Source organism: Pseudoduganella rivuli (assembly GCF_009674485.1).
In the GTDB taxonomy this organism is placed as follows: Bacteria; Pseudomonadota; Gammaproteobacteria; order Burkholderiales; family Burkholderiaceae_D; genus Rugamonas; species Rugamonas rivuli_B.
Genome location: NZ_WKJJ01000006.1, coordinates 70281 through 95547, shown reverse-complemented (window position 1 = coordinate 95547; position 25267 = coordinate 70281). Strand labels below are relative to the sequence as shown.

The following is a 25267-nucleotide window of genomic DNA, read 5'->3' as shown; positions in this document are numbered from 1 at the left end:
GGAACCATGCGGGCACGATTCCACATCGAGGCGGATGGCGTCGACATCACGCCGCTGCTGAACGACCGGCTGGTCTTTCTGCGGCTGACCGACAAGCCCGGGCTGGCCGCCGACACGTGCGAGCTGAAGATCGACGACCGCGACGGCAAGGTCGCGTTGCCACCCAAGGGCGCGATGCTGCGGATATCGCTGGGGCGGATGGACAGCGATCTGCATTTCCTCGGCCTGTACCGGATCGACGAAGTCGTCATGGAGAGTTCGCCGATGACCATGACCGTGCGCGGTAAAAGCGCGGACTTGCGCAAGGACGCGAAAAGCCAGCGCGACCAGGCGTTTGAAAACACCACGCTGGAAAACATCACCGACCGTATCGCGCGGCGCCATGGGTGGATTCCCGTGTGCCGCGTGCAGGCGCAGGTGGCGCGCGCCGACCAGTTGCGTGAAAGCGATGTGAGCTTTATCACGCGGCTGGCGCGGCTGTATGGCGCCACCGCCGCCGTCAAGGACAACAAGTTGCTGGTGCTGCCGCGCGGCGCGGGCAAGTCCGCCAGCGGCGAAGACTTGCCGGTGATCGAAGTGACGCCCGGCATGCTGTCGCGCTACAGCTTCACGTTTGCGGACCGCGCCCTGGTATCGGCCGTGAATACGTACAGCCACGACCATGCCACCGGCAAGCAGACGCAGGCGCGCGCTGTGAACGCCGGCGCAACGCAGGGCGGCGCCGAGCTTGCGGACCGCCATCCTCATACCGATGCGGCGGCGGCGCAGGCTGCGGCCGATGCGGGATTGGCGGCGCTGAACCGGGGCACCGCCAGCGGCCAATTGGACATGCCGGGCGACCCCGCCATTGGCGCGGAACGGCGGCTGGTGCTGAAGGATTTCAGGGAGGGATTGAATGGCGAATACCTGGTCGGCGCCGTCGAGCACACGTTTGCCGGCAAGTCGTGGCAGATGCTGGTGACCGTCAACGCCGGCAATGGCGGCAAATCGGGGACGGCACGGGGCGGCAAGGCCGGGTCTGCGCTGGCGGCTGCGCCGCCATCCCATTAATACTGATTGATGAAAGGAGAATGTATGGCAGAACCGGCAAGTTCCACTGCGTCGATCGCCATCGCCGCAGGCACCATCACGCTGAGCGGCTCCGTTTTCGGCGTGCAATACGACGCCTTGCTGGCCGGCTTTTTCGGCGGCCTGGTGTCGCTGTCTTACCTGCCGCCGATGCCGGCGCTGAAGATCGCCGGCACAGTGGCGGGCTCCGCACTGCTGGCGGGTTTTTTTGCGCCCGTGATCGCGGCGGCCGCGCTGCATTATTTTCCGTGGCTGCAATCGCTGGGCGACTTCTTGCGCCTGGCCGGCGGCGCTGCGCTGGGGATCGCGTCGCAGGCGCTGATTCCAGCGGGATTGAAGCGCCTGCGTTCGCTGGTGGGAGGTGCGTGATGCTGCTGTCGGTTTATTTTGCGGCAGCGCTGCTGATCCTGTGCCGCGGCTTGTTTGTCGCCATCAACCGGATGGGACGGCATACCGCGCCCACCACGCGCGTGGCATGGCTGTTGTTGACGACGGGGGCGGTCGACATCGTGCTCGGCCCCCTGTTCGGGCGCGTTCCCGCGCCCACGTATGGCGATGCGCTGCTGCTGGCGGCGCTGGCCTGGTATGTGCTGTGGCGCGATTACGCCACGGCGTCCGATGAAGGAGAAAAATGATGATGTTGTCGTTGTTGTCGATGCTCGGCGGCGGCTTGCTGCGCCTGCTGCCCGAGCTGTTCGGGTATTTGAATAAGAGGACCGACCACGCGCACGAACTGGCCATGCTGGACCGGCAATTCCAGCTGGAGCAGACGCGCGCGGCGAGTCGTCAGGCGCTGGTGGAATACCAGGGCAGCGTGGACCAGGTGCTGGCTCTGCTCGATGCGCAAAAAATCGCGCTGCAAGGGCAAATGCAGCCGCTGGGCTTGCGCCGGGTCGATGCGCTGAATTTCCTGGTGCGCCCGCTGGCCACGTATTACGTGCTGTTGCTGTATGGCGTGGCCAAGGCCGCCATGTATGCGGTGGCGGTCCACAGCGGCATCGGTGGCTGGGATGCGGTCGTGCGCCTGTATGACAGTGAGGACCGCGCCATCCTGTCCGGCATCCTCGCGTTCTGGTTTGTCGGCCGCGTATTCGACAAGGTGAAATGATGGATGCGCTGGCATTATCGATGGCAACGATCGCCGGATTCGAAGGGTGCCGGTTGCGGGCATACCAGGACGTGGCCGGTATCTGGACCATCGGCTGGGGGGAGACGGCCGGTGTGCGGCCGGGGCTGGTGTGGACGCAGGAACAGGCCGACGCCGCGCTGCGCGTGCGCGTGGCGCAATTCCTGCTGGCAGTATTGCAGCGTTGCCCGGCGCTGCGTGAAGCGCCGCCGCAGCGTGTCGCCGCTTGCGTGTCTCTGGCGTACAACATCGGCGCAGGTGCGTTTGGCTGCAGTTCCGTCTGCCGCCACGTCATGGCGGGCAAGGTGCACGATGCGGCCAACAGTTTCCTGCTGTGGGATAAGGCCGGCGGCCGCAAGGTGGCGGGACTGGCGCGCCGCCGCGCGGCGGAAAGGACTTTGTTTCTGTCGGCCGGCGCCCACTGCTGAGTGGTATACCGCACACTGGCAAGCAGACTGTGCTCCGGAGCGCGGCATGGCGGCTATACTGGAAACGTCGAATCCATGGGGGATTTTCCATGCGCCCGCATCCCGTCAACCTGACGATCTGGGACCGGCTGCTGAAATTGCGGCGGCTGGAACAGCGCCTTGCCGCCGCAGGCTTGCCGGCCGCGTTGGCGCGGCTGCCGTACTGGCTTTTTTCGCTGCAATATTGCTGGGAAATGGAATCGAAAATCGTGCGCATCCGCCGCATCGGCGGCCGCATCCAGGCTTGGCACGATTCCATGCAGCGGCGCTGCACGCGCGACGGGGCGGAAATCGAACTGGTCGACGTCGGCATGGCCATGCGCGACGATATCGAAGCCACCAAGCGTTCGCTGGCGGACTTGCGCGACATCTGCATCGATGTCACGCGGCTGTTTGGCGGCGTCGGCTACAGTTCGCGACGCTTGATGCGCCTGCAGGAAAATTTCGTCGCCTTGCTCGACCAATCCTATGACACGGCCTCCGCGTTGCAGGCCATGCTGCATGAACACGATGCACGGGCGTTGACCTTGCTGCGTGCATTGCATGACAGCGGTCGTGACCCCGAACCCCGGGGCGGAGCGGACTATGGATCCGGCGCCACGCCGGATCCCGCCTGAAGCAACCGATTAAAAACCTTCCAGCACGATCTTGCCTTTGGCGCGGTTGCTTTCAATCAGCGCATGCGCGCGTTTCAGGTTGGCGGCATTGATGGCGCCAAACCGTTCGCCCAGCGTGGTTTTTACGACGCCGCTGTCGACCAGCGCGGCCACGTCGTTCAGCAATGCATGCTGTTGCGCCATGTCGTCGGTTTTGAACATCGAGCGGGTGAACATCATTTCCCAGTGCAGCGATACGCTTTTGAGTTTCAGCGCGCGCACGTCCAGCGCTTCCGGATCGTCAATCAATACCAGTTTGCCTTGCGGCGCGATCAGGTCCGCGATGGCGGCAAAGTGGTGGTCCGTGTGCGTCAGCGCCGCCACGTATTTCACCGGAGGCAAGCCCAGGCGCTTGATTTCTTCATTCAGCGGTTTGCTGTGGTCGATCACGTGATGGGCGCCCAATTGTTCCACCCACGCGGCGGTATCGGCGCGCGACGCGGTGCCGATCACCGTCAGGCCCGTCAGCTTGCGCGCCAGTTGCACCAGGATGGAACCGACGCCGCCCGCGGCGCCGATCACGAGGATGGCTTCGCCGCGCTGTTCCGGTGTGCGCGGCACCTGCAGGCGGTCGAACAGCATTTCCCACGCGGTGATGGCCGTCAGTGGCAGGGCGGCGGCCTTGCCGAAGTCCAGGCTGGCCGGTTTGCGGCCGACGATGCGTTCATCGACCAGGTGCAATTCACTGTTGGTGCCTGGGCGGGTCAGGTCGCCCGCGTACCACACTTCGTCGCCCACTTTGAACAAGGTCACGTCCGGACCCACTGCCTTGACGATCCCGGCCGCATCCCAGCCCAGCACTTTGGCCTGGCCGTCGGCCGGCGCCACATTGCGGCGGATTTTCGTGTCGACCGGGTTGACGGACACGGCTTTGACTTCGACCAGCAAATCGCGGCCGCTGACCTGGGGGACAGGCAATTCGATATCGACCAGCGCGTCGGCGTGATCGATCGGCAGGCTGGCGTGGTAGGCGATGGCTTTCATGAAGGACTCCTGTAGAGGTGTTTGCGATGGGAGTATCATCATTTATTTCGAAGTGAAGAAAAAGACTGCCTGTAACGAAACACTTTCAAAGGAATTTTGAAAATTGCTGCGACTCGATGATTTGACGGTGTTTGTGCGGACAGCCGACGAAGGGAGTTTGTCGGCTGCCGCCCGCACGCTGGAAATGTCGCCCGCGCTGGCCTCCGCCGCGTTGAAACGGCTGGAACAGGCGCTGGGCTTGCGGCTGTTTGTGCGCACCACGCGTTCGCTGCGCCTGACGGACGAGGGCGCGCAATACCTGCTGCATGCGCGCGAAGCGCTGAGGCAATTAAAGGAAGGGCATGACAAGCTGGTGCAGCGGCAGGATACGCCGGGCGGCCTGTTAAGGATCGCCATGCCGTCGGACCTGGGACGCAATACCTTGCTGTACTGGCTCGATAAATTCCAGGCCCGCTATCCGGATGTGCAATACCAGCTCAGCGTCAGCGACCGCCAGGCCGACATGTTCCGCCAGCCGGTGGACCTGGCGCTGCGTTACGGTCGCCAGGACGATTCCAGCATGGTGGCCATGCCGATCGCGCCGGACAACCGGCGCGCGCTGGCGGCATCGCCCGACTATGTGCGCAAGCATGGCAAGCCCGCGTCGCTGGCGGAACTGGCCCGCCACAACTGCCTGTGCTACGTGCTGGACGACGTGGTCCACAACCGCTGGACGTTTTATCCGCCGGAGGGCGGCGGGGATGGCAAGCCGGTCACTGTGCAAGTGACCGGCAACCGCTGCGCCGACGATGCCGACCTGGTGCGGCGCTGGGCCGTGGCGGGGCAGGGCATCGTCTACAAATCGCGGATGGACCTGGCCGATGACTTGCGCCACGGCCGTTTGCAAATCCTGTTGCCGGAATGGCTGGGAGAAGCCACGCCACTGCACCTGGTGTGCATGCACCGGGCGCAAGTGACGCCGACTGTTTTACTGTTGCGTGACTTTTTGCGCGAACAGTATCAGCAGCTCTAGCCGGGAACGGGTGGATCAGTGCATCGATGCCTTGGACAGGATCAGCAGCCAGCGGCGCAGCAGCAGGATTTCAACGTGGCCTGGCTGCACACCCGTATCGCATTCGATCAGCGGGTTCACGGCATAGAAACGCTTGCGGAAGTCACGGCATACCAGCACCTCGCGGCGGCCAAAGCGCGCCAGGAAAGACGTCGGGGCATATTCCAGGCCAAAACGGGAGCCGAAGCTGCTATTCAGGGAAGTCATCGCTGTTCCTTCGTAGTGAGGTGGTTGTTTGTGTGCTGCAATGGATAACACTGTATCACAACCACTGTATGAAAACACAGGACTGTATGAAAAATCAGTAAATTTTGACATTTGTTGTTTTTTACACAGCTCTTATGTGCGCTGGCATACCGACGGCGGGGGGAGCTTGCGACGACAATCGCGCATGAAAAGGAATCCATCATGAGCGACATTACACAGTTGAATGCACAGTTGACCCCCCAGTTGAACCCATCGGAAGCATCCGAGGAATTTGCCAGCCACGGCTTGCTGCATGCGGAAATGCGTGTGCTGGACAGCTTGCCGCGCGCGCTGGCGCAGGGCATTTTCAGCCAGCCCGCCACGTTCCCTGCCCTCGTGCGGCTGTCGTCGGCGCCGCTGGTGCGCGGCATGGCCGTGAAAGTCACGGTGCCGGACGGCGGACGCACGGCGCAGCAGGATTTCGTCATGGGCGGCGCGCCGGACCGGCGCCTGCTGGGCGAAACCTACTTCAGCCAGGCGCGCATACATTACGGCGACCATGTCGCGCAACTGTGCGCGGTCTCCGTGTCGCGCGGCCAGGCGCCGCGCCGCAAGGAAGGGCCGCAAGGCTTGCGCGACGCGTTCGTCGAGCATTTCGCGCGCCACGGGGCGGAATGGGAATTGCGCGTGTGCCTGGAAGAGGGGGCGTTCGGCTGGCTGGAAGACCCCGGCAGCTATGTGACGGTGGCGCGCATCGTGGCCCGCCCGCAACCGGCGTGGAGCACGACGCTGGCGCGCGCGGCGGCGCATGCCGTCACGTTCAGTCCATGGCAATGCGTGGAAGGGCATCGTCCGATGGGCACCATCATGCGCGCGCTGCGCGACGGCTATGGCGCGTCGGCGCGCTTCCGGGGCGCGTTCGGTGCGGGTAACATGGCGGAACCCTATAACGCCTTGGCCTATCCCGCGCCCAACTGACCGCCTTGACCGACTTGCCTGACCGTTCCTCCCGCCGCGCATCCAGCAGGATCGTGCGCTTTATCGAAGCCCGCCTTGCTCCTGATACGGAGTTCGGATTGCACCTGACAGCGGGCGTGGTGCTGTTGGTGACGGCAACGGTGTTGTTTGCCGGACTGGCGGACGATGTCGTGCAACTGGACGGCCTGGCCGCGTTCGATGCGCGCGTGTCACAGTGGCTGCACGCCCATGCGCGCGAACCGCTGACATCGGCAATGCTGGTGCTGACCCATGCGCACAGCGTGGCCGGCATCGTGGTATTGACTGGCGCGCTGGCGTGGCGGCTGTGGCGCCGCCACGCGTGCTATTGGCTGCTGGCGCTGCTGTTGTCGGTGCCAGGCGGCATGTTGCTGAACGTGCTGGTGAAACACCTTTATCAGCGCGCGCGGCCTGTGTTCGAGGATCCCATCGTGAGTTTGCCGACCTACAGTTTTCCCAGCGGGCACACGTCGTCCGCCACGCTGTTCTATGGCGTGCTGGCGTCCTATGTGGTGATGACGGCCGCGCGGCAGCGTACCCGTGTCCTGGCGGTGGCGGGGGCCGTACTGATGGTGTTGCTGGTGGGGTGCAGCCGCATCTACCTGGGCGCGCACTATCCCACCGATATCGCCGGCGCGATCCTCGAAGGGGTGGGCTGGCTGGCCGTTTGCATCACGGGCGTCTCCACGTGGCGCCGCCGGCGCGAGGGGCGGGCGCTGTGAACACGCCGGTTGCCGTCATCGTCAATGCCGGCGCCGGTCTTGGTTATTGCGGGGAATTGTCTCAGCAATTGCATGAGAAATTTGCCGCCCACGGCATGCTGGCCGACATCACCCTGGCGCACAGCGGGACGGAATTGATCGAGGCGGCGAAGGCCGCGCTGGCGCGCGGGGTGCACATGGTGGCGGCCGGCGGCGGGGATGGCACCATCAATGCCGTGGCGTCCGTGCTGGCCGAGGCCGGCGCCGGCCAGGAGGTGGCGTTTGGCGTGCTGCCGCTGGGGACGCTGAACCACTTCGCGAAGGATTTGCACATTCCCCTCGACCTCGATGGCGCCATTGCCAACCTGGCGCACGGCCAGCCGGTACGGGTCGACGTGGGCGAGGTCAATGGCCGCATCTTCCTCAATAATTCCAGCCTGGGACTGTATCCCGACATCGTGCGCGACCGCGAACGCCAGCAGCGCCGCCTGGGCCGGGGCAAATGGCTGGCGTTCAGCTGGGCGGCGCTGGCCGCGCTGAAGCGCTATCCTTTCCTCAGTGTGCGGCTCGAAGTCGATGGCGTGGCCCATGCGCGCCGCACACCGTTTGTTTTCATCGGCAACAATGCGTACCAGATGCAGGGCTTGAATATCGGCGAGCGGGAGCGGCTCGATGGCGGCCAGTTGAGCCTGTATGTGGCGCAGCGGCCAACGCGGTGGGGACTGGTCCGGCTCGCTTGGCATGCGCTGATGGGGCGCCTGGCCGAGCAGCGTGACTTCGATGTGGCGGCGGCGCGCGAACTGACCATTGAAACGCGGAAATCACGCTTGCGGGTGGCGACCGATGGCGAAGTCACCGTCATGCAACCGCCGCTGATCTACCGTATCCGGCCCGGCGCGCTGACCGTCATCGTGCCGCGTTGAACCAGGGAGGGATTATGCGGACGCTGGTGCATTTATCGGACTTGCATTTCGGACGCATCGATGCGGCGCTGCTGGCGCCGCTGCGCGCCTGCGTCGAACGGCTGGCGCCCCATGTCGTCGTGGTGTCGGGCGACTTGACGCAGCGCGCCCGCAGCCACCAGTTCCAGGAAGCGCGGGCCTGGCTCGATACGTTGCCGGGGCCGCAAATCATCGTGCCCGGCAACCATGACATCCCCATGTTTAATATCGCCGCGCGTTTTTTCACGCCATTGGATAAATACAAGCGCCATGTGACGGACGACCTGGCGCCCGTGTATGTCGACGACGAAATCGTCGTGCTGGGGCTGAACACGGCCCGCTCGCTGACCATCAAGGATGGCCGCATCAACCATGAACAGGTGGCGCTGCTGAAACAGCGCTTTGAGGAATTGCCCGGACCGCGGGTACGGATCGTCGTGACGCACCATCCGTTTGATTTGCCGGAACATTTCGACCCGGATGAGCTGGTCGACCGCGCACCGATGGCGATGCAGGCATTTGCCGAATGCGGCGTCGATGTCTTGCTGGCGGGACATGTGCACACCAGTCATGCGGGCAGTAGCGATGAGCGCTATCCGATCACCGGCTATGCGGCGCTGGCAGTGCAGGCCGGCACCGCCACGTCGACCCGCACGCGGGGCGAAGAAAATTCATTCAACGTGCTGCGCATCGAACAGGACCGGGTCGAAGTGGGGCGCTACCGCTGGGATGGCGCGGATTTCGTACCGGCGGGGGCGGACACGTTTTGCCGCCGCGGCGATGCGTGGAAGGCCGAGCACTGCGGTCACAGCCAGTAATCCCATATTTTCGCCGTCCACTCCTTGAAGCGCATGCTCCACGGCCGCGCACGCCAGGCGTCGAGCGTGATTTCCGTGGAATTGCGCAAGTCTTCCTGGAAGGCGCGCTCCAGTTCATCGCCAAAGCCGGCGCCCATGACCACCACGCTGACTTCGCTGTTGTGCAGGAAGCTGCGGGTATCGAGGTTGGTGGACCCGACGGTGGACCAGACGCCATCGATGACGGCGGTTTTCGCGTGCAGCACCGACAGTTTCAATTCATGGATTTTCACGCCTGACGCCAGCAGGTCGTCGTACAGCGCGCGGCCGGCATGGAACACCAGGCCGCTGTCTGAAATGCTGGGCAGCACGATGCGCACGTCGACGCCCCGTTTCACGGCATCTTTCAGCGCGGTGATGGTTTGCTGGTCGGGGACAAAATACGCCATCGTGATGTGGATGGATTTTTTGGCTTCCTGCATCGCCAGCAGGTAAGCCTTGTAAATTTCAAACCGGCCGCCCGGCTTGCTGCCCAGCACGCGCACGATGCGGTCGCCCACGGGGGACAGCTTGGGGAAGTAGTCGGCATCGCGCAAGTCGTCGGCATCCTGGTTGGTCCATGCCTGGATGAACAGCCACTGGAAGGCGGCGGCGGCGGGGCCTTCGATGCGCACATGGGTATCGCGCCAGCCGAGCTGGGATTGGTCGGTGGAACGGTTCTTCGAACGGAAGGGCGAACTCTTCGCATAGGTGTCGCTGATGTTGATGCCTCCGGTAAAGGCGATCTTGCCATCGACGATCAGGATTTTGCGGTGGTCGCGGTTGTTGACCTTCCAGCCGTTGCCCCGCACTTTGGCGGGGTTGACGGGATTGAACGCGACCAGCCGGATGCCGCCGGCGCGCATGCGGTCGAAGAACGCTTGCGGCACGCCGATGGTGCCGACGCTGTCGTAAATAATGTTGACGATGACGCCCTGGCGCTGCTTGTCCAGCAACAGGTTGGCGAACTGTTCGCCCAGTTCATCCTGGTCGAAGATATATGTTTCGAAATTGATGTGGTTTTTGGCCTGGGCAATCGCGGCCATCATGGCTTTCATGGTTTGCGGCCCGTCGAACAGCAAGTCCACCTTGTTGCCCGCAATCAGCGGCACACCGGTGGCCGCTTCCTCCAGCGCGGCTTGCTGCGTCAAATCCAGCGCGCCCTTGGCCCACCTTTTTTTCAACAGCGACACGGCGGCGGGCGCCGGTATTTTCCCATTGCCGGTTTCGATTTTCGGCGCGGAGGCGGGCGCCACGGCATCGGGAACGACCGGAGGCAGGGACGCGCACGCCAGCAACGACCAGCACGTGGTCAGCACAGCGAGCCAGCAGCGTAAGCGCATATTTTTCAAGTGGATCACCCTGTCGTTGTCTAAGCACATCGTGGGCTTATTGTGGGGTAACACAGCCATGAATGGCGCATGGTTGATACAGTTCACCAGTGTGTGCGCGCGCACAGAATCGGTTCTGCGGCAGAGGTAATCTGAGACATCATGAAGACCTCGCCCTGGATCATCGTTTTGCTGTTGCCGCTGCCGGCTATGGCGCAAGACCAGCCGGGCGTCAACATTTACGGCACGCTCGATGCCGGTGTGGTGGCGGAACGGGGCTGCACCGTGGCTTGCCCCAAGACGCGGGTGGCGAGCGGCATTGCCACGGAGTCGCACGTGGGCATTGCCGGACGCGAACGATTGAACAGCGACGTGGCTGCCGTGTACCGCGTTGAAGCCGGCGTTCACGTAGATAACGGCACGGGCGACGCGGATAAATTATTCGGACGGCAGGCCTTCATCGGCCTGGACAGCCGCTGGGGCGTACTGACCCTGGGGCGCCAGTACAGCTTGCAATATGAAGCGCTGGCCGGCGTGGCCGACCCATTCCACGGCGGCATGGCGGGGGCGGCCAGCAATATTGCCGGGTCGGCCGCGCGGCGCTTCGATAACACCGTCAAGTATGTGACGCCCACCGTCAATGGCTGGAGCGCGGGCGCCATTTACAGCTACGGCGAATCGCCGTTCAGCAACAAGTTCAACCGTGCCTACGGCGCCGTGATCGGCTTCGAACAGGCCCCCTTCACGCTGCGCATCGCGCACCAGCGCCGCTACAACCTGTCCGACGCGACGGGCGTGGTGCCGCTGGTCGACTATTCATCGCGCAACACCTTAATTGCCGCCAACATGGTGCTGAAGCACGCGACGATCTATGCCGGCTATGGCGTCAACCGCGGCTTCGGCAGCGCGCCCTACGACCCCGTGGCGCCGTATGGCACGATGGTGGTGCCATGGTTTACCGACCGCAGCCGCGATTTGATCGCCGGTATTTCCATCCCCTACGGCAATGCCACGTTCATGCTGTCGTATATCCACAAGGATGACCGCTCGCTGGCCAACCGCGATGCCACCCAGGTGGCAGCCGGCGTGGCCTATGCGCTGTCGAAGCGCACCAGCGTGTATGCGGCTTACGGCAAGATCGACAACCGCAACGGCGCCCGCTATACGGTCGGCAATGCATCCGAGCGGGGCAGCGGCAACCGCGCGCTGTCGATCGGCTTGCGCCACTCTTTCTGATGATGTCTGATTATTTGGCAGGGGTCTTGGCGCCGCAATCGGCGGACAGCCACCGTCCCGACCCGTCGACCGTCATGGTTTCCGGTTTGCCCCGTGCCGAACTGGTGACATTCATCGTCGTGCTGTAGGCGGTATCGCCATGCAAGGTCACCTGGCCGTTGCCGCTCGATGGCGGATTGGCGCACGTGAAGCTGACGTTCATGCCGGTGGCGGTCGGCGTCGAGGTGCTGGTGCATTTACCTTGCTGGCCGGCGGGGATTTCGCGGCGTTCCGCCATTTCCTTGGTCACGCAATATGTGACCTTGACGCTGCCGTCGCCATTCATGGCCATGCCGACACCATGCTTGGCCATCATGGATTCCATCATCTTGCGCTGCTCCGGCGACATGGCCGCCATCTGCTTTTGCGCTTCCGCCATGGCTGCCGCGGCCTGGCTGTTGCCGGAGGAAATTTTGCTGGTGATTTCCCACAGGCCGGGACGCATGGTGTCCGCGGCGTGGGTGGTCAAAGGGAGGGAGAAGGTGGCGGCCGCGGTGATGGCGGCCAGAAGCGGGGTGCGGATCATGGCAACTCCTTCTGGTGAGAAGTTGCCAGCATACACTTGTGCGGCACTATATGCCTCGTCCGCTGATCAGGCGCAGCAGCACCATGATGATCGCGACCACCAGCAGCACGTGAATAAAGCCGCCGATCGTGTACGACGTTACGACCCCCAGCAGCCACAGGATGAGCAATACGACAGCGATGGTATAAAGCATGATAATGTCCTCTCGACTCTTTGGTTATCTGGAGATTTCATTATCTGTGTCACTGCCGCCGGCATCTGTACGTTGCCGTACAGTGCGCATCGCGTGTCGACACCGCATCATTTGCCGCCGTGCTCGCCGGACGATGGCGCCAGCCATCCCAGCAGGCCGCACAGGCCGGTGGCGCCTACCAGCCCTGTGAGCAGGCCGCCCGTCAGCAGCAAGGTGGCGGTGATCTCCGGCGATGACGTTTCCTGCATCGCCACTTCGTTATATCCCAGCCGGGCCAGTATCAAGCCGACAAGGATGGTCCAGGCCCACAACAGCTTTTCCATGGCGTTCTCCACTGATGAGTTTGATTCGATTGATTGTCATGGCCGGCTGTGATCGGGCTCTGTGCGGTATCACACAGTCCGGCTTGACAGTACAAAAATGCAACATTTTCTCGTGCGAACGACATAAAAAAGCCCCGGTGACGACCGGGGCTGATGACAGTGCAGCCGAATCAATCCGAGCGCAGCGCGCCATTGACGACCCGCACATGGTCGCCCGGACGCCAGCCGGGTTGTGCGCTCTGGTGGAAGGTGCGGACCTTGCCGTTATCCATGCGCACCGTGATCACATAGGTGTGCGTGGCGCGGGCATTGCCCTCGACCTGGTTGCCTACTACAGCGCCGCCAACCGCACCGGCTACCGTGGCCAGCTGGCGCCCCGTACCGCCGCCGATCTGGTGGCCGAGCAAGCCGCCCACCACGGCGCCCGCACCGGCGCCCAGGCCGCTGCCCTGGGCGCGGTGGGTTTGCTGGTGAATGCTTTCCACCACGCCGCAGCTGGAGCAGACCGCCGGCGCTGCCGGGGCCTGGGCCGTCTTGTAGGCGGGCGCGGTGTCATAGGTGTCCCGTACCGCGGTATTGCCGGTATTGCGTGCGGGGGTATAATCGCGCGCGGGCGCCGGTCCGGCCGCATAGTTGGATTGCGGCGTGGACGTCAGCGCCGCAGTGCCCGAGCCGGTGGCGCCATACGACGACACGCCGCTGCTGGTGCCCGAGGCGCCGCCAGGAGTGCCATACGCGGCGGCGGCGCCGGAATCGCCCACGGAATAGGCGGGCGCGGTGGCCTGGGTGGCGCTGTCGCTGTTACGCGAAGGCAGCCAGCCCAGGATGGCGGCAATGCCGAAGGTGCAGAACAGCACCACTGCCACGGCTGCGGCAAGCAGCATCGGGTGGGTGTGGCGGGAGTTATTGGTATTCATCGTTATATCCTCAACAGTTACTTGGTGCCTGCATTGTCCCGCAGCGGGCCGCGCGGTTCCGTGCGTCACCGTACATACATGGGTATGACCTGCCTTTACGCTCTGGAGCCATGAACCTTACCTATGCCCACCATCCCGGAAGCCAGTTGCCGCCCCATGCGGCGGGCAACCGCTTGCTGGCCAGCTTGCCGGAAGACGATTTTCTGCACCTGGAAAGCATGTGCGACGGTGTTCACATGGAAATGGGCGACGTGCTGTACGAGCCCGGCCAAGCCATCGAATACATCTATTTCCCCACCGATAGCCTGATTTCGCTGCTGGCCGTGGCGGAAGGGCGCATGACGCTGGAAGTCGGTTCGGTCGGGCGCGAAGGCATGATCGGTTCGTCCGTGGCGCTGGGCCACCAATTGGCGCAAGTGCGCGCCGTGGTGCAGCGTGCCGGTGGCGCCACGCGCATCCACGCGGCGGACTTTTGCAAGGAGTTCGCGCACATGGAATCGCTGCGCCAACTGCTGTACCGCTACACCGATACGTTGCTGGCGCAGGCGATCCAGATTGCCGTGTGCAGCCGCTTCCACGTGCTGGAGGCGCGGCTGGCCCGCTCGCTGCTGATCACGCGCGACCGCCTGCAATCGGAAAAATTCCACCTGACCCATGAATTCCTCGCGCATGCGCTGGGTGTGCGGCGCGTGGGCGTGACCAAGGCCGCCAGCGCGCTGCAGCAGCAGGGGCTCATCATGTACAGCCGGGGCAATATCGAAATCCTCGATTCCGCCGGACTGGAAGCGGTGTCGTGCCGCTGCTATGAAATGGTCAAGGATACGGGCAGCATCGGCATGGGCAACGTGTTCCTGTAACGCCATCCACGTAAAAAAAGCCCGCCGTTGCCGGCGGGCTTTATGCCGCGGTACTGCGCACCATTAACGTGGTGGCTTGTTGACCTGGTTGCCGATCACGCCGCCGACTGCGGCGCCGCCGACCGTGCCGGCCGTGCTGCCGCCCGTCAGGACAGACCCGGCCACGCCGCCGATGGCGGCGCCGACGGCCGTGCTTTTATCCTGCTGCGTCATATTCGAGCAGGCGCCCAGCGACAACATGGCGGCGATCGCCGCAAGAGTTTTGATGGTATGCATGATGTTCTCCTTAATTAATTCAAGCCAAGTTTCAAGCAGCTCATTTCAATCGCATGTCATTGGTGACGCTCTTCACCCCGGTGATGCTGCGTGCCGCTGCCAGCGCCGTGTCGATTTCCTGCTGGCTGGACACAAAGCCGCCCAGTTGCACTTTGCCCTGGTAGGTTTCCACGTAAATGTCCGCCGGGTTCAGGCCCGGCTGACTGGCGAGCGCCGACTTCACGTTGGCAGTAACGACGTTGTCCGCCACGTAGACGTCCGCGGGATCGACGGTGGTGGTCGATGCGCACCCCGTTAATGCCAGCGCCGCCGCCAACACGGAAGTGGACAGTAAAGATTTCATAGCATGCTCCTGTTCTAGACTGACAGGAACACTGTACTGGCAGAGGTGAAAACGTTCTGTTCGCCATCTAACGCGAAGGTTTATTTGGCTTTCCTGCCCGGAGGCGGCGCTTGCGGTTTCACTCTGGCCTGCGCCAGCAAGGCGGCGCATTCGCTGTCCTGGTCGGGCCCCGTATTGACCAGCGGGATCAGCGCGGCGACAGGGGCGGCCGCCACGGCCAGCGCGATCGCGCCGCCTGCCTTCATCGCCAGTACTTTCTTGTCGATGCTGATGTCCGGGTCCTTGAAGGTGCCCGTCATATAGATCGGCGAGCGCAGCGTAATGATGCGCAAGCCTTTACTGTCCGGCTTCATCGTCAAGTCCAGCTTTTCCGATGCCAGGTCGATGCTGCCTGTCACGTGGATGGTGGCGTCGTCGGTATCGACGATAAACTGGCGCGCCACGGCCTTGCCGTCCGTGACCTTGAAGTCGGCCGCCATGCAATGCAGCTTCACTTGCTTGTCGCCCAGGAGCTTGGTCAGCACCACGTTGCCCAGGTTCAGCCCCATTTGTTCCAGCAACAGCTTGCTGATGGTGCCCTGGTTGATCAGCGCTTTCACTTCGCCATTGGATTTGGCCAGCAGCGTGGCCACGGAATTGCCGGTGGCCGACAGCGACGCATCGCCGTTGATTTCACCCACGCTGGCTTTCAAATCCGGCAGCGCGGGGAACAGGTCGCGCAACTTCAGATGCCGCGCACTGGCCTTCAGTTCCGCCGCGATGGCATCCTTGACCTTGGTATTGCTGCCATCGAGCTTGACATTGGAGTGCAACTTGCCGCCGGCCCAGTCGAAGTTAAGCGGCGTCAGCGCCAGCACCCCATCCTTCAAATGGAATTCCGTGTACAGGTTGGCGATGGGCAGCTGTTTTTCGCGCACGATGCGGTCGGCCTTGAAGCTGACGTCCGCATCGATGCTGGTCCACCGTTCAGTTTTGAACGCTTCCACCGGCAGCACTTTGTTGGCCGGTTGCACGGCGGGCAAGCCCCGCGCCTGCTTGCTGGCGTTGGAATCGGCGCCGATCAGTGGACCGAGGTCGGCAAATTGCAGCAATTTGGACGACACCTTGCCGCTCAGGTAGCCGCGCGGCTTTTTCTGCTGGTATTCAAGATGGCCACCGATATCGCTGGAACCGACTTTACCGGTGAACTGGTCGTACACGTAATGCCCGCTATCCTTGCCCAGCGTGGCGGTCAAGTGCCCCGACGTGCTGAACGGCGGCGTTTCCGGCAGCACGATGCCGGTCAGCCCATACAGCCGCGCCATGCTTGCCCCCGACAAATGCAGCTTCATGTCCAGCGCGGCCAGCGCTGTGGGCTTGGTCAGCGTGCCTTCCACGGCAATGCGGGTACCGCCCAGATTGACATCGGCCATGATGGGATATGGCGTGGTTTGCTGCTGCAGCGACAGCACGGCGCCGGCCTTGCCGTGGCCCGATAGGGGTGCGCCTTTCCAGGCGCCCTTGAGCCGCCACGACACGCCATAGTTGGGATCGGCATTGAGGGTGTCGATATCGGCGGTGGCATCGGCCTTCGCCACGTCATCGAGGTAGTGCACGACACCTTTGTTGAACACCACGCGCTGCAAATCCAGTTGCCACGGCGAAGGCTTGTCCTTCTTGTCGAAGGTCCAGTTATTGGCGCCGTCGCCCGTGCGGCGCAACAGCACGGTGGGGGCTTCGAAGCGCAGCACGGGAATGGAAATGGTTTTCTCCAGCAACGCGAACGGGTTCAGTGAAAACGAGAATTCGCTGACGCTGGCCATGTCGGCCGGCAAGCCGGGATTGGCGGCCGCCATCGCGGCGGGATTGCCGATGTGAACGTCGCGCGCCACCAGGTGGGGCCATGGGATCCAGTCGCGCCAGCCGCGTTCCTTTTCCGGCACGATTTGTTTTTCCCAGCTTAGCGCCAGGTTGCCGCGGATGGCGAACGGGCGGCCGATGGCTTCACTGGTCTTTTCATTGAGCCAGGGGCGGGCGCGGTTCCAGTCGTAGAAATGCAGCGCAATCAGCGCTGCGGCCGGCACGGCGACGAGGACGCCGCCGACGGCCAGGGCAATCTTGCTGCGGCGTGGCAATGTCATGGTGATGCCTTTTTGTTGGGTGTCTGCTCTAGCATAGCCGCGCATGATACCTGTCTCTGTGCGCACCCGCACCCATGCGGCCGGGCCGCCCTATGTGCGGCACCGTACTGAATGCCTTGCCCATCAAGCCTATAACGTCTGTACTCACCCAACCGAAGGAGAACAACAATGAGCTCACGTATGCATATCGTGCCGGCCCTGTGCGGTCTGGCCGTCGTGCTGCTGGCCGGTTGCGCCAGTCAGAAAGCGCCGGCCACCGCCGATGTGGCTGTGTCGCGCGCCGCCGTGGAAAGCGCGGTGTCTGCCGGCGGCGCCGACGCGGCGCCAGCGGAAATGATGTCGGCCCGCGCCAAGGTGCAGGAAGCCAACCAGGCGCTGGCCGCCAAGGATTACTCGCGGGCGCGCGACCTGGCCATGCAGGCGCAGGCCGACGCCAAGCTGGCGCAAAGCAAGGCCGGTTCGGCCAAAGCCACGGCGGCAGCCGATGCGCTGCAGGAAAACATCCGCGTGCTGCGCGAAGAACTGGACCGCGCCAACAGCACCACCGTCAAATAAGGAGAGCATGATGAACAAGACCTTCCTCAAGCCGGCCGCACTGGCGCTGGCCATTGCATTGTCCGCTTGCAGCTCGGCGCCCACCACCACCAGCACGCTGGACCAGGCGCGCGGCGACTACATGGCGGCGCAGGGTAACCCTGCCGTTGCGCAATATGCGTCCCTCGAACTGCGTCAGGCCACCATCGCGCTGGACCGCGCCAATGAGGCGGCGGCCCGCAAGGAAAGCATCGCGGAAGTCGATAAGCTGGCGTATATAGCCAAACAGCGTATCGCCACGGCCCAGGAAGTGGCCAAGCAGAAATCCGCCGAAGCCCAGGTAGCCGATGCGGCGCGCCAGCGCGACCAGGTCCGGCTGGAAGCCCGCACGATTGAAGCAGACCAGGCCAAGCGCAGCGCCGAACAGGCCAAGGCCGAGGCGGATGCGGCCCGGATGGCCGAGCAAAACCAGGCCGCCGCCACCCGCGACGCGCAAGCACAGGCTGATGCGCTGGCTGCCCAGCTGGCCGACCTGAAAGCCAAGCAAACGGAACGCGGCATCGTGATGACGATGGGCGATGTGCTGTTCAATGTCGACCAGGCCAATCTGACGGCGGGCGGCATGCAGACGCTGCAGAAGCTGGCTGACGTCATGCGCGAACATCCCGACCGCAATGTCATGGTGGAAGGCTTCACCGACAGCACCGGTTCGGAAGACCATAACCTGATGCTGTCGCAGCGGCGCGCGGAAGCGGTGCGCAGCGCCCTGATGAACATGGGCGTGGAAGGCACGCGGATCAGCACCCGCGGCTATGGCGAGGCGTATCCCGTCGCCAGCAATGCGAATTCGGCCGATCGCCAGCTGAACCGCCGGGTGGAAATCGTGCTGTCCGACGCTGGCCGCACCATCAATGCACGACGCTGATTTAAAAGGAGAACACGATGGCAGCATCCACCATATCCACGCTGGCCGGCCTCGATACCAACGCGATCCGGCAAGCCGCGCAAAACCTGGCCGATGGCCCGGTGACGGCCGGCTATAAAGGCGACCGCGAAGAAGTCATCAAGTTGCTGAACGGCGCACTGGCGACCGAACTGGTCTGCATCCTGCGCTACAAACGGCACTATTACACGGTTACTGGCTTGCAGAATGCTGCCATCAAGGCGGAATTCCTCGAACATGCACAGCAGGAACAAGAACATGCGGATTGGCTGGCTGAGCGTATCATTCAACTGAATGGCGAACCGGATTTCAATCCAGCAACATTGCTCGAGCGTAGTCATGCCGAGTATGATGACTCCAGGGAGGTGCAATCCATGGTGCGCGCCAACCTGATCGCTGAGCGGGTCGCCATTGAGTCGTACCGCCAGATGATCGAGCAGATCGGAGAATCGGACCCGACCACGCGCCAGTTATTGATCAAGATCATGGCCGTGGAAGAAGAACATGCCGACGACATGCGCGATCTGCTGGAATAGCCGATTCCGCTGGACCGATTTGCGACAACTGTTTTCGTAACCTAACCGAGGAGCCCATCATGCTGGAAAATAACATCAGTACTGTGAACAACGACGTCAAAACCCTGGTTAAAGATGCGCAGGCGCTGTTCACGGCCGCCACGGCGCTGACGGGCGAAAAAGCGGAAGAATTGCGCGGCCGCGGCATGCGTGCGCTGGACACGGCACTGGCCAAGGCGCACGAAGCGCAGCAAAGCGCGGTTGCAGCCGGCAAGCAGATGGCGCAATCGACCGATGCTTATGTGAAAGAAAATCCATGGCGTTCGATCGCGCTGGCAGCCGGCGTCGGCCTGCTGGTGGGCGTGATCCTGGGCCGCCGCTGATCCGGTGGCGTCACCTGATATGGAGCATGCGTCGCCACCCCCGGGCTTGATCGCTTCGCTGGCCGGGGTGGCCCGCAATACCGCGCGGCTGATGCTGTCGCGGCTGGAGCTGGCTGCCCTCGAACTGTCGGAAGTGCGCAACCATCTGGTCGAATTGACCGTGGTGTTTGCGCTGGCGCTGCTGGCGGGCTGGTTTGCCATTGCCTTTACCACGGCCACCGTCATCTTCCTGTGCTGGGAAGCGATGGGGTGGAAAATCCTGCTGGTGCTGGCGGTGGCGTTCGTGCTGATCACCATTGCGTTGATCATGGGCGCGCGGTCCATGCTGCGGCAAGGAAAGCTGTCATTGCCCGCCACCATGGCCGAGCTGAAAGCCGACCGCGAAATGCTGCTGTAACGGGAGAATCAATGAGCAAACACGCAGACAGCGCGGCAGTGGCCGTGGCGAAAGAACGGCTGGTGCGCGAAGGCGAGTTGTATCGCGTCAGTGTCGCCCACGCCAAGGGGCAGCTGGCCTATGCCTTGCATCCGGATGCGCTGATGCACAGCGCCGTCGACCACGCGGTGGGCGCCTTGCACCACCGCTTCGGTTCGCTGTTCGGCGGCCAGCACGGCGGCGGGGGGCTGGCCGGCGTGGCGGGCCTGGCTGGTGGCTTGAGCTTGCCGAAGATCCTGCCTTATGCAATCAAGGCAGGGTCCTTTATTATTCGCCGGCGGCTGGTGAAACCCGTCTTGCTGGCCGGTGTGGCAGCTGCCATTGCCGGCCTGTGGATCAGCCGGAAACACCGCCAGTAAAGTTCACGCAACGCTAAAAACAAACGCCGCTTTCGCGGCGTTTGTTTTTTCAGCCGCATGCAAGGATCAGCGGCCCGTGGTTTCGTACACGCTGGTGTCCATGTGGTTTGCCGCGTAATTCAGCTCGCGCATGTTACCCAGGTCGGCCGTGTAAGTGTCACGGGCTTCTTTCATGCAGTCGCTGCGCTCGTCGGCCGACATTTTCCTGCAGCCGATCTTGGCTTCAGCATAGGCGGCATTGATTTCCTTGCGCAAGGTGCGCAATTGCGCTGCCGTGCTGCGGTCAGCCTTGTACCAGCGGGCCGGATCGCCACGTTTGAGTTCTTGCCGCTGATGGGCCGCCACGTCGGGCGGCGTGGTTTGCGCCTGGGCGGCGCAGCAGACGGCCAGCAGGGCCGCTGCGACGAGTTTGTTCATGATGTCCTCCTATAGCCGCCCGGTCAGCAGCATGACAATCAAGACCAGCACAATGATGCCGGCAATGCCGCTTGGGGCGTAACCCCAGTTGCGGCTATATGGCCAGGCCGGCAACGCCCCCAACAAAATCAGTACCAGAAAGATCAGCAGTATGGTGCCCATGGTGTCTCCTTGAACGGCTCGATGGCCTGAGTGGCTTAGTAGCGATAGACACGGCCATCGACCACGCGCACGCGGTTGCCGATGCGCAAGTCATAGACGCTGTCCTGGTTGATGGTGCGGTAGTCGCCGTTATCCATGCGGACCGTGATCTGGTAAGCATCGTACGGCTGGTTGCGGTTGCGTTCCACGCTGTTGCCGACCACCGCGCCGCCGATGGCGCCAGCCGCCGTGGCCGCCGCGCGGCCGCTGCCGGAACCGATCTGGTTACCGACCAGCGCGCCGACCAGGCCGCCCGTGACGGCGCCGACGCCGCTGGTGGCCGGATCGAGTCGCACGGTCTGGATCGATTCAATCGTGCCATAGGTGGCGGCGCTGCCCATCGATGAATAATTGGTGGATTGCACCGGCGTGCTGGAGCAGCCGGTGATCAGGGCGGAAGTTGCGATCATCAACGCCGCCAGAGTCTGCGTTGTCTTCATGTTGTTCTCCTGTTTGTCCTGGGTGAGGATGCAACCAGATTAGTGAGCAACCTGATGAGGGTCTGTGCGGTGACGCACGCTGTATCGGGAGGGTGTTCTGTGTACGTTAGCGTACAGATGAAGGGGCGCAACTGTCCGACACTGGACATCAACGGCCTGCTGCTGGCCTCTTTGCTCCGGCGTGACCAATATGCCGGCTGACTGCTCTGACGAGCACTAAATTAAGGAGTCTTATCATGAAATTTGCCCAAAAATTTGCTGCCGCAGTATTTACCGCCGCCACCGCCTTTGCTGTCGTCGGCTGCTCGTCGACGCCGACCAAGGAAAGCGCCGGCGAATATGTTGACGATTCCATGCTGACCACCAAAGTCAAAGCCAGCATCTTCAATGAGCCCACCTTGAAATCCACGGAAATCAACGTGGAAACCTTCAAGGGCACGGTGCAGCTGAGCGGCTTCGTGGCGCAACCGGCCGACATTACGCGCGCCGGTGAAATCGCCCGCGGCGTGCAGGGCGTGAAGGAAGTCAAGAACGATATCCGCGTGAAGTAATCCACCGCACAGCGGGACCGTCACGGTCCCGCGTGTTTCCCCCATGATCCCCGCCGCCGACCCGCACGACGCCTCCGATACCACCGTCGCCACCGACGCGGACCATGCTGCTGCCCCGGATACTGAACGCATTCCCATTCACGTCAACGCCCGCGGCCTCGCGCTGGGCGTGATCGCCACCGTCGCCTTCGTCTACGCGCTGCAATGGTCGCGCGCCTTCCTCGTGCCGCTGCTGCTGGGCATCCTGATCACTTATACGCTCAATCCCGTCGTGTGCTGGCTGGAGCGCATGCGCATTGCGCGTCCGCTCGGTGCGACCTTGCTGACGGCCGCCATCCTGAGCGGCATCGCTGTGGGCGGTGCGCGCTTGCACGGGGAATTCCAGAACATCATGGAAGAATTGCCGACCGTTACCCACAAGGTGTCGACGTTGTTGCGGGCCAAGCTGGGCAGCGGTCCCAGTACGCTGGAGCGCATCCAGGCGGTGGCCAATGAAATCGAACAGGCGGCCTCGGGCAGCGCCGCGCGCAAGCCGGCCGCGCGCAAGACGCCATCGGAGACCGGCGGTATCAAGGTGATCGACTGGGTGTGGGCCGGTTCCATGGGCCTGGCAGGCTTCGTCAGCCAGGCCGCGATGGTGATCTTCCTCGTGTTTTTCCTGCTGCTGGCCGGCGATACTTTCAAGCGCAAGCTGGTGAAGCTGACCGGGCCATCGCTGACGAAGAAAAAAGTCACCGTGCACATCCTGGAAGACATCAACAGTTCGATCCAGAGCTACATGTTCATGCTGCTGGTGACCAATGCCTTGCTGGCGCTGCTGACGTGGCTGGCCCTGCAGGCGATCGGACTGGAGAATGCCGGCGCCTGGGCCATCGTGGCGGGGCTGCTGCACATCATGCCGTACTTCGGGCCGCTGCTGGTGACCAGCGCCACGGGCCTGGTGGCCTTCCTGCAATTCGAATCGCTGCAAATGGTGTTGCTGGTGGCCGGCGCGTCGCTGGCGATCGCGACCCTGGTCGGCACGTTCGTCACCACGTGGATGACGGGCAAGATCGCCCGCATGAATCCTGCCGCCGTGTTTGTCGGCCTGCTGTTCTGGGGCTGGCTGTGGGGCGTGTGGGGCTTGCTGCTCGGTGTGCCCGTGATCGTCATCATCAAGGTGGTGGCCGAACGCATCGAAGGCATGGAGATCGTTGCAGAATTGCTGGGCGAATGATCACCCCATTTTCAGGTCGCCACGCTCATCGCGCGGATGGTGCTTGAGGCTGCCCAGTTGCAGCGCATACTGGCGGGCGAATTCCGCACCGAGGAAAAAGATCTGCGCCGAATAATAGACCCACAGCAGCAGCGCAATCAGCGAGCCGGCCGCGCCAAAGCTGTCCGCCACGCCGCTGTTGCCGATATAGGCGCCAATCGCGTATTTGCCCAGCGTGAACAGGGCCGCCGTGCCCAGCGCGCCGATGACGACATCGCGCCACGACAGTTTGATCCGGGGCAGCATTTTATAGATGACGCCAAACATGGCGGCAATCACGAGAAAACTGATTACCCAGTTAATGCCGGTCAACAGCATCGTGGTATTGCTCCAGTGGCCTTGCCACAATTTTTCCAGCAAGGTCAGCGCGGCACTGACCACCAGCGACACCAGCAATAAAAATCCCAGCACCAGCACCATGCCGAACGACAGCAGGCGGGTGCGCACCGTATCCCACAGCGTGCCTTGCTTCAACGCTGGCAATTGCCAGATTTCATCGAGACTGGCTTTCAGTTCCGCAAACACGGTGGTGGCGCCAAACAGCAGCAGCACACCGGCAATCAGCGTGGCCAGCACGCCGTCGTCATGGTTGCGTGCGCCGGCCAGGATCGCTTGCAGCGCTTCCGCACCCTGGGGGCCGATCAGCGCCCGCAGTTGCCCGAACAATTCCCCCTGCGCCGCTTGCTGGCCGTAAAACAGGCCGGCAACGGCAATCACCAGCACCAGGATGGGGGCAATGGAAAACGCCGTATAAAAGGCGAGGGCGGCGCCCTTGCTGCTGTCGCGGTGCTCGAACCATTCGGTAATGGTGCACAGGGCGACGGTGCGCAAGGTGCGGCCGCGGTGGCGTAATAATCTCATCGGCTGGCTCCTGAAAAGAAAAGGGGCCTTGCGGCCCCTTGGTTTATTGCTGCATTGAACCTTAGTTCACGCGGCGTTCGATCGTCACTTGGTCGATTTCAACGCGGCGGTTCGGTTCCAGGCACTTGATCAAGTCTGCACGTTTTTGCTTCTTGCCGTCGCATGCCACGAGCGGGTTCGATTCGCCCTTGCCGACAGCGTTCAGGCGGTCGGCCGCCACGCCTTTACCCACCAGGTATTGCTTGACGGAGTTGGCGCGCTGCTCGGACAGCTTCTGGTTGTACTTGTCGGAACCCAGGCGGTCGGTGTAGCCGGTGATGGTCACGTTACCCACGGAAGGGTTGTTGACCAGCAGCGCCGCCAGTTCGTCCAGTTTCGGCTGGTTCGGGTTCAGCTTGGCGCTGTCGAACGCGAACAGTTCGGTGGCCGACATCGTGACTTTTTCAAACTTCGGTGCTGGCGGCGGTGGTGGCGGTGGGGCAACCGGGGCCGGTGCAGGTTCCGGTGCAGGCGCGGCCTTCGGCACCGGGGCCGGCGGCACTGGTTTGGCGCCCAGCGCATAGTTCAGGCCCAGGGTCAGGTACGTGTTGTTGGCTTTGTCGCCGGCGGCAGGGAAGGCCGAGCCGCGCAGGAAGCCGTGCACGTTGCGCAGGTCCGCTTGCAGCGCCAGGCGCTCGGTCAGGTCGGCCTGGAAGCCCAGGCCGGCGCTGATGTAGGGCGAGCTTTTCTGGGTCTGCGGATTGATCCTCAGGTTGGTCTTGTCGCGCTCGACGCCACCGCCCACCAGGACGAATGGACGGAACGATTTGCGGGAAAACAGGTACAGGCCATCCAGGCCCAGGGTTTCTTGCTGGTAGCGCTGGCCGGCTTCTTTCGAACGGCCATAGGTGTAACCCATTTGCACGTCCCAGTTCTCGTTGACTGGCTTACCGAATTTCAGGCCGGCGCCGTAGCCGGTTTTGTCCACGCCGAAGTCCGAATCCGGTTTCATGGCGCTGACCGATGGCTGGATGTACCAGGAAGGATTGATGACTGCGTCTTGCGCCATGGCGGCGGTCGAGCACAGCAAAGCCGTGGCGATTGCGATTTTCTTAATTTTTTTCACAAGTTACTCCCGATGTTAGAGGGGTGATGCTGACGCACCACAATATTTCCAGCTTGAAGCTGTTGGACTGAACTTTATGGACATTCGAGCAACG

Annotated in this window: 36 protein-coding genes; 21 read left to right on the top strand and 15 right to left on the bottom strand. The window is 62.9% G+C overall.

Translation table 11 applies throughout. The features are described from left to right. Nucleotides 1–6 precede the first annotated feature (6 nt). The 6 genes from GJ700_RS11095 (at nt 7) to GJ700_RS11070 (ending at nt 3278) form a co-directional block, all read left to right on the top strand. The gene (locus GJ700_RS11095; protein ID WP_154373645.1) at nt 7–1050 is read left to right on the top strand and encodes a phage late control D family protein; all 1044 of its coding nucleotides are present in this window, start codon (nt 7–9) and stop codon (nt 1048–1050) included. 24 nt (nt 1051–1074) lie between these two features. After that, the gene (locus GJ700_RS11090; protein ID WP_154373643.1) at nt 1075–1437 is read left to right on the top strand and encodes a hypothetical protein; all 363 of its coding nucleotides are present in this window, start codon (nt 1075–1077) and stop codon (nt 1435–1437) included. Continuing rightward, entirely contained in the window at nt 1437–1703 is a 267-nt protein-coding gene (locus GJ700_RS11085; protein WP_154373641.1) for a hypothetical protein, read from the top strand. The genes GJ700_RS11090 and GJ700_RS11085 overlap by 1 nt, the downstream gene beginning before the upstream one ends. After that, on the top strand, nt 1700–2176 hold the full coding sequence (locus tag GJ700_RS11080; protein WP_154373639.1) for a hypothetical protein: 477 nt from the start codon (nt 1700–1702) through the stop codon (nt 2174–2176). The genes GJ700_RS11085 and GJ700_RS11080 overlap by 4 nt, the downstream gene beginning before the upstream one ends. Before the next feature lie 20 nt (nt 2177–2196). After that, on the top strand, nt 2197–2622 hold the full coding sequence (locus tag GJ700_RS11075) for a lysozyme (protein ID WP_195763860.1): 426 nt from the start codon (nt 2197–2199) through the stop codon (nt 2620–2622). Nucleotides 2623–2711: 89 nt separating this feature from the next. Continuing rightward, complete coding sequence (locus GJ700_RS11070; protein WP_154373635.1) at nt 2712–3278, top strand: hypothetical protein; 567 nt, start codon at nt 2712–2714, stop codon at nt 3276–3278. 9 nt (nt 3279–3287) lie between these two features. On the opposite strand, the gene GJ700_RS11065 is transcribed toward GJ700_RS11070, so the two are convergent. Next, entirely contained in the window at nt 3288–4301 is a 1014-nt protein-coding gene (locus GJ700_RS11065) for a zinc-binding alcohol dehydrogenase family protein (protein ID WP_154373633.1), read from the bottom strand. Nucleotides 4302–4404: 103 nt separating this feature from the next. Between GJ700_RS11065 and GJ700_RS11060 the strand changes: the two genes are divergently transcribed. Continuing rightward, on the top strand, nt 4405–5313 hold the full coding sequence (locus tag GJ700_RS11060; protein ID WP_154373631.1) for a LysR family transcriptional regulator: 909 nt from the start codon (nt 4405–4407) through the stop codon (nt 5311–5313). 15 nt (nt 5314–5328) lie between these two features. Here GJ700_RS11060 and GJ700_RS11055 read toward each other — a convergent pair whose 3' ends face one another. After that, entirely contained in the window at nt 5329–5559 is a 231-nt protein-coding gene (locus GJ700_RS11055; protein WP_154373629.1) for a hypothetical protein, read from the bottom strand. A 201-nt stretch (nt 5560–5760) separates the two neighbouring features. Here GJ700_RS11055 and GJ700_RS11050 point away from each other — a divergent pair, with 201 nt between their 5' ends. Genes GJ700_RS11050 through GJ700_RS11035 form a run of 4 tightly spaced genes read left to right on the top strand, consistent with a single transcriptional unit; the run spans nt 5761 to nt 8994 of the window. Further along, entirely contained in the window at nt 5761–6516 is a 756-nt protein-coding gene (locus GJ700_RS11050) for a catalase family protein (RefSeq protein ID WP_154373627.1), read from the top strand. 5 nt (nt 6517–6521) lie between these two features. Further along, complete coding sequence (locus tag GJ700_RS11045) at nt 6522–7256, top strand: phosphatase PAP2 family protein (protein ID WP_229506928.1); 735 nt, start codon at nt 6522–6524, stop codon at nt 7254–7256. Continuing rightward, the gene (locus GJ700_RS11040) at nt 7253–8158 is read left to right on the top strand and encodes a diacylglycerol/lipid kinase family protein (protein WP_371867917.1); all 906 of its coding nucleotides are present in this window, start codon (nt 7253–7255) and stop codon (nt 8156–8158) included. Before GJ700_RS11045 ends, GJ700_RS11040 begins: the two co-directional genes overlap by 4 nt. A 14-nt stretch (nt 8159–8172) precedes the next feature. After that, nucleotides 8173–8994, top strand: coding sequence for a metallophosphoesterase family protein (locus tag GJ700_RS11035; protein WP_154373625.1), 822 nt, complete (start codon nt 8173–8175; stop codon nt 8992–8994). Here GJ700_RS11035 and cls read toward each other — a convergent pair. Beyond that, the gene (gene cls / locus GJ700_RS11030; RefSeq protein WP_154373623.1) at nt 8982–10355 is read right to left on the bottom strand and encodes a cardiolipin synthase; all 1374 of its coding nucleotides are present in this window, start codon (nt 10353–10355) and stop codon (nt 8982–8984) included. The two genes, GJ700_RS11035 and cls, sit on opposite strands and share 13 nt — an antisense overlap. Nucleotides 10356–10505: 150 nt before the next feature. Between cls and GJ700_RS11025 the strand changes: the two genes are divergently transcribed. Next, a complete protein-coding gene (locus GJ700_RS11025) occupies nt 10506–11579 on the top strand; it encodes a porin (protein WP_154373621.1) in 1074 nt (357 codons plus the stop codon). 10 nt (nt 11580–11589) lie between these two features. On the opposite strand, the gene GJ700_RS11020 is transcribed toward GJ700_RS11025, so the two are convergent. The 4 genes from GJ700_RS11020 to GJ700_RS11005 all read right to left on the bottom strand — a co-directional run bounded on the left by GJ700_RS11020 (nt 11590) and on the right by GJ700_RS11005 (nt 13577). Beyond that, nucleotides 11590–12144, bottom strand: a complete 555-nt coding sequence (locus tag GJ700_RS11020; protein WP_154373619.1) for a DUF3617 domain-containing protein — start codon at nt 12142–12144, stop codon at nt 11590–11592. 46 nt (nt 12145–12190) lie between these two features. Next, nucleotides 12191–12337: a lmo0937 family membrane protein gene (locus tag GJ700_RS11015; protein ID WP_154373617.1), complete on the bottom strand. Its 147-nt coding sequence runs from the start codon at nt 12335–12337 to the stop codon at nt 12191–12193. Between the two features lie 107 nt (nt 12338–12444). Further along, nucleotides 12445–12660, bottom strand: a complete 216-nt coding sequence (locus GJ700_RS11010; protein ID WP_154373615.1) for a hypothetical protein — start codon at nt 12658–12660, stop codon at nt 12445–12447. A gap of 170 nt (nt 12661–12830) precedes the next feature. Then, nucleotides 12831–13577: a glycine zipper 2TM domain-containing protein gene (locus GJ700_RS11005; protein ID WP_154373612.1), complete on the bottom strand. Its 747-nt coding sequence runs from the start codon at nt 13575–13577 to the stop codon at nt 12831–12833. Nucleotides 13578–13687: 110 nt separating this feature from the next. Between GJ700_RS11005 and GJ700_RS11000 the strand changes: the two genes are divergently transcribed. Then, the gene (locus GJ700_RS11000) at nt 13688–14434 is read left to right on the top strand and encodes a Crp/Fnr family transcriptional regulator (RefSeq protein ID WP_154373610.1); all 747 of its coding nucleotides are present in this window, start codon (nt 13688–13690) and stop codon (nt 14432–14434) included. A 63-nt stretch (nt 14435–14497) separates the two neighbouring features. Here the strand turns inward: GJ700_RS11000 and GJ700_RS10995 are convergent, their stop codons facing one another. The 3 genes from GJ700_RS10995 to GJ700_RS10985 form a co-directional block, all read right to left on the bottom strand. Continuing rightward, complete coding sequence (locus GJ700_RS10995; RefSeq protein WP_154373608.1) at nt 14498–14710, bottom strand: YMGG-like glycine zipper-containing protein; 213 nt, start codon at nt 14708–14710, stop codon at nt 14498–14500. Nucleotides 14711–14750: 40 nt separating this feature from the next. Beyond that, nucleotides 14751–15053, bottom strand: a complete 303-nt coding sequence (locus GJ700_RS10990) for a BON domain-containing protein (RefSeq protein ID WP_154373606.1) — start codon at nt 15051–15053, stop codon at nt 14751–14753. A gap of 80 nt (nt 15054–15133) precedes the next feature. Next, complete coding sequence (locus GJ700_RS10985; RefSeq protein WP_154373604.1) at nt 15134–17173, bottom strand: AsmA family protein; 2040 nt, start codon at nt 17171–17173, stop codon at nt 15134–15136. A gap of 168 nt (nt 17174–17341) precedes the next feature. Between GJ700_RS10985 and GJ700_RS10980 the strand changes: the two genes are divergently transcribed. The 6 genes from GJ700_RS10980 to GJ700_RS10955 are packed head-to-tail and all read left to right on the top strand — an operon-like array spanning nt 17342 to nt 20343. Beyond that, nucleotides 17342–17728, top strand: coding sequence for a DUF4398 domain-containing protein (locus GJ700_RS10980; protein ID WP_154373602.1), 387 nt, complete (start codon nt 17342–17344; stop codon nt 17726–17728). A 7-nt stretch (nt 17729–17735) separates the two neighbouring features. Continuing rightward, nucleotides 17736–18632: an OmpA family protein gene (locus tag GJ700_RS10975; RefSeq protein WP_154373600.1), complete on the top strand. Its 897-nt coding sequence runs from the start codon at nt 17736–17738 to the stop codon at nt 18630–18632. A gap of 17 nt (nt 18633–18649) precedes the next feature. Continuing rightward, nucleotides 18650–19186 carry a ferritin-like domain-containing protein gene (locus GJ700_RS10970; protein ID WP_154373598.1) on the top strand — a complete coding sequence of 179 codons (537 nt, stop codon included), beginning with the start codon at nt 18650–18652 and terminating at the stop codon, nt 19184–19186. Between the two features lie 59 nt (nt 19187–19245). Next, nucleotides 19246–19548 (top strand): ElaB/YgaM/YqjD family protein, encoded by a 303-nt coding sequence (locus GJ700_RS10965; RefSeq protein ID WP_154373596.1) that lies wholly within the window; start codon nt 19246–19248, stop codon nt 19546–19548. 19 nt (nt 19549–19567) lie between these two features. Beyond that, entirely contained in the window at nt 19568–19945 is a 378-nt protein-coding gene (locus tag GJ700_RS10960; protein ID WP_154374063.1) for a phage holin family protein, read from the top strand. 11 nt (nt 19946–19956) lie between these two features. Beyond that, on the top strand, nt 19957–20343 hold the full coding sequence (locus GJ700_RS10955) for a hypothetical protein (protein WP_154373594.1): 387 nt from the start codon (nt 19957–19959) through the stop codon (nt 20341–20343). Between the two features lie 66 nt (nt 20344–20409). On the opposite strand, the gene GJ700_RS10950 is transcribed toward GJ700_RS10955, so the two are convergent. Genes GJ700_RS10950 through GJ700_RS10940 form a run of 3 tightly spaced genes read right to left on the bottom strand, consistent with a single transcriptional unit; the run spans nt 20410 to nt 21401 of the window. Next, nucleotides 20410–20760 (bottom strand): hypothetical protein, encoded by a 351-nt coding sequence (locus tag GJ700_RS10950; protein WP_154373592.1) that lies wholly within the window; start codon nt 20758–20760, stop codon nt 20410–20412. A gap of 9 nt (nt 20761–20769) precedes the next feature. Then, nucleotides 20770–20922 (bottom strand): DUF3309 domain-containing protein, encoded by a 153-nt coding sequence (locus GJ700_RS10945; protein WP_154373590.1) that lies wholly within the window; start codon nt 20920–20922, stop codon nt 20770–20772. Between the two features lie 35 nt (nt 20923–20957). Continuing rightward, the gene (locus tag GJ700_RS10940; protein ID WP_154373588.1) at nt 20958–21401 is read right to left on the bottom strand and encodes an outer membrane lipoprotein; all 444 of its coding nucleotides are present in this window, start codon (nt 21399–21401) and stop codon (nt 20958–20960) included. 236 nt (nt 21402–21637) lie between these two features. On the opposite strand from GJ700_RS10940, the gene GJ700_RS10935 reads away from it, so the two are divergent. Together GJ700_RS10935 and GJ700_RS10930 are read left to right on the top strand one after the other, a co-directional pair. After that, entirely contained in the window at nt 21638–21952 is a 315-nt protein-coding gene (locus GJ700_RS10935) for a BON domain-containing protein (protein WP_154373586.1), read from the top strand. 43 nt (nt 21953–21995) lie between these two features. After that, nucleotides 21996–23168, top strand: coding sequence for an AI-2E family transporter (locus GJ700_RS10930; RefSeq protein WP_154373584.1), 1173 nt, complete (start codon nt 21996–21998; stop codon nt 23166–23168). On the opposite strand, the gene GJ700_RS10925 is transcribed toward GJ700_RS10930, so the two are convergent. Both GJ700_RS10925 and GJ700_RS10920 read right to left on the bottom strand, forming a co-directional pair. Next, a complete protein-coding gene (locus tag GJ700_RS10925; RefSeq protein ID WP_154373582.1) occupies nt 23169–24068 on the bottom strand; it encodes a YihY/virulence factor BrkB family protein in 900 nt (299 codons plus the stop codon). It lies immediately after the preceding gene. Nucleotides 24069–24129: 61 nt separating this feature from the next. Continuing rightward, on the bottom strand, nt 24130–25173 hold the full coding sequence (locus tag GJ700_RS10920; RefSeq protein WP_371867916.1) for an OmpA family protein: 1044 nt from the start codon (nt 25171–25173) through the stop codon (nt 24130–24132). Between the last annotated feature and the right edge of the window lie 94 nt (nt 25174–25267).

What these genes read in the sequence shown, in the direction of transcription:
- GJ700_RS11075 (WP_195763860.1), top strand. Translation starts at nt 2,197, where the DNA reads ATGGCAACGATCGCCGGATTCGAAGGGTGCCGGTTGCGGGCATACCAG.
- GJ700_RS11010 (WP_154373615.1), bottom strand. Translation starts at nt 12,660, where the DNA reads ATGGAAAAGCTGTTGTGGGCCTGGACCATCCTTGTCGGCTTGATACTG.
- GJ700_RS11035 (WP_154373625.1), top strand. Translation starts at nt 8,173, where the DNA reads ATGCGGACGCTGGTGCATTTATCGGACTTGCATTTCGGACGCATCGAT.
- GJ700_RS10975 (WP_154373600.1), top strand. Translation starts at nt 17,736, where the DNA reads ATGATGAACAAGACCTTCCTCAAGCCGGCCGCACTGGCGCTGGCCATT.
- GJ700_RS10925 (WP_154373582.1), bottom strand. Translation starts at nt 24,068, where the DNA reads ATGAGATTATTACGCCACCGCGGCCGCACCTTGCGCACCGTCGCCCTG.
- GJ700_RS11015 (WP_154373617.1), bottom strand. Translation starts at nt 12,337, where the DNA reads ATGCTTTATACCATCGCTGTCGTATTGCTCATCCTGTGGCTGCTGGGG.
- GJ700_RS11020 (WP_154373619.1), bottom strand. Translation starts at nt 12,144, where the DNA reads ATGATCCGCACCCCGCTTCTGGCCGCCATCACCGCGGCCGCCACCTTC.
- GJ700_RS11095 (WP_154373645.1), top strand. Translation starts at nt 7, where the DNA reads ATGCGGGCACGATTCCACATCGAGGCGGATGGCGTCGACATCACGCCG.
- GJ700_RS10945 (WP_154373590.1), bottom strand. Translation starts at nt 20,922, where the DNA reads ATGGGCACCATACTGCTGATCTTTCTGGTACTGATTTTGTTGGGGGCG.
- GJ700_RS10990 (WP_154373606.1), bottom strand. Translation starts at nt 15,053, where the DNA reads ATGAAATCTTTACTGTCCACTTCCGTGTTGGCGGCGGCGCTGGCATTA.
- GJ700_RS11080 (WP_154373639.1), top strand. Translation starts at nt 1,700, where the DNA reads ATGATGATGTTGTCGTTGTTGTCGATGCTCGGCGGCGGCTTGCTGCGC.
- GJ700_RS10955 (WP_154373594.1), top strand. Translation starts at nt 19,957, where the DNA reads ATGAGCAAACACGCAGACAGCGCGGCAGTGGCCGTGGCGAAAGAACGG.
- GJ700_RS10980 (WP_154373602.1), top strand. Translation starts at nt 17,342, where the DNA reads ATGAGCTCACGTATGCATATCGTGCCGGCCCTGTGCGGTCTGGCCGTC.
- GJ700_RS11050 (WP_154373627.1), top strand. Translation starts at nt 5,761, where the DNA reads ATGAGCGACATTACACAGTTGAATGCACAGTTGACCCCCCAGTTGAAC.
- GJ700_RS11065 (WP_154373633.1), bottom strand. Translation starts at nt 4,301, where the DNA reads ATGAAAGCCATCGCCTACCACGCCAGCCTGCCGATCGATCACGCCGAC.
- GJ700_RS10960 (WP_154374063.1), top strand. Translation starts at nt 19,568, where the DNA reads ATGGAGCATGCGTCGCCACCCCCGGGCTTGATCGCTTCGCTGGCCGGG.
- GJ700_RS11090 (WP_154373643.1), top strand. Translation starts at nt 1,075, where the DNA reads ATGGCAGAACCGGCAAGTTCCACTGCGTCGATCGCCATCGCCGCAGGC.
- GJ700_RS11000 (WP_154373610.1), top strand. Translation starts at nt 13,688, where the DNA reads ATGAACCTTACCTATGCCCACCATCCCGGAAGCCAGTTGCCGCCCCAT.
- GJ700_RS11005 (WP_154373612.1), bottom strand. Translation starts at nt 13,577, where the DNA reads ATGAATACCAATAACTCCCGCCACACCCACCCGATGCTGCTTGCCGCA.
- GJ700_RS11055 (WP_154373629.1), bottom strand. Translation starts at nt 5,559, where the DNA reads ATGACTTCCCTGAATAGCAGCTTCGGCTCCCGTTTTGGCCTGGAATAT.
- GJ700_RS11070 (WP_154373635.1), top strand. Translation starts at nt 2,712, where the DNA reads ATGCGCCCGCATCCCGTCAACCTGACGATCTGGGACCGGCTGCTGAAA.
- cls (WP_154373623.1), bottom strand. Translation starts at nt 10,355, where the DNA reads ATGCGCTTACGCTGCTGGCTCGCTGTGCTGACCACGTGCTGGTCGTTG.
- GJ700_RS10950 (WP_154373592.1), bottom strand. Translation starts at nt 20,760, where the DNA reads ATGAACAAACTCGTCGCAGCGGCCCTGCTGGCCGTCTGCTGCGCCGCC.
- GJ700_RS10935 (WP_154373586.1), top strand. Translation starts at nt 21,638, where the DNA reads ATGAAATTTGCCCAAAAATTTGCTGCCGCAGTATTTACCGCCGCCACC.
- GJ700_RS10930 (WP_154373584.1), top strand. Translation starts at nt 21,996, where the DNA reads ATGATCCCCGCCGCCGACCCGCACGACGCCTCCGATACCACCGTCGCC.
- GJ700_RS10940 (WP_154373588.1), bottom strand. Translation starts at nt 21,401, where the DNA reads ATGAAGACAACGCAGACTCTGGCGGCGTTGATGATCGCAACTTCCGCC.
- GJ700_RS10995 (WP_154373608.1), bottom strand. Translation starts at nt 14,710, where the DNA reads ATGCATACCATCAAAACTCTTGCGGCGATCGCCGCCATGTTGTCGCTG.
- GJ700_RS10965 (WP_154373596.1), top strand. Translation starts at nt 19,246, where the DNA reads ATGCTGGAAAATAACATCAGTACTGTGAACAACGACGTCAAAACCCTG.
- GJ700_RS10985 (WP_154373604.1), bottom strand. Translation starts at nt 17,173, where the DNA reads ATGACATTGCCACGCCGCAGCAAGATTGCCCTGGCCGTCGGCGGCGTC.
- GJ700_RS11025 (WP_154373621.1), top strand. Translation starts at nt 10,506, where the DNA reads ATGAAGACCTCGCCCTGGATCATCGTTTTGCTGTTGCCGCTGCCGGCT.
- GJ700_RS11085 (WP_154373641.1), top strand. Translation starts at nt 1,437, where the DNA reads ATGCTGCTGTCGGTTTATTTTGCGGCAGCGCTGCTGATCCTGTGCCGC.
- GJ700_RS10970 (WP_154373598.1), top strand. Translation starts at nt 18,650, where the DNA reads ATGGCAGCATCCACCATATCCACGCTGGCCGGCCTCGATACCAACGCG.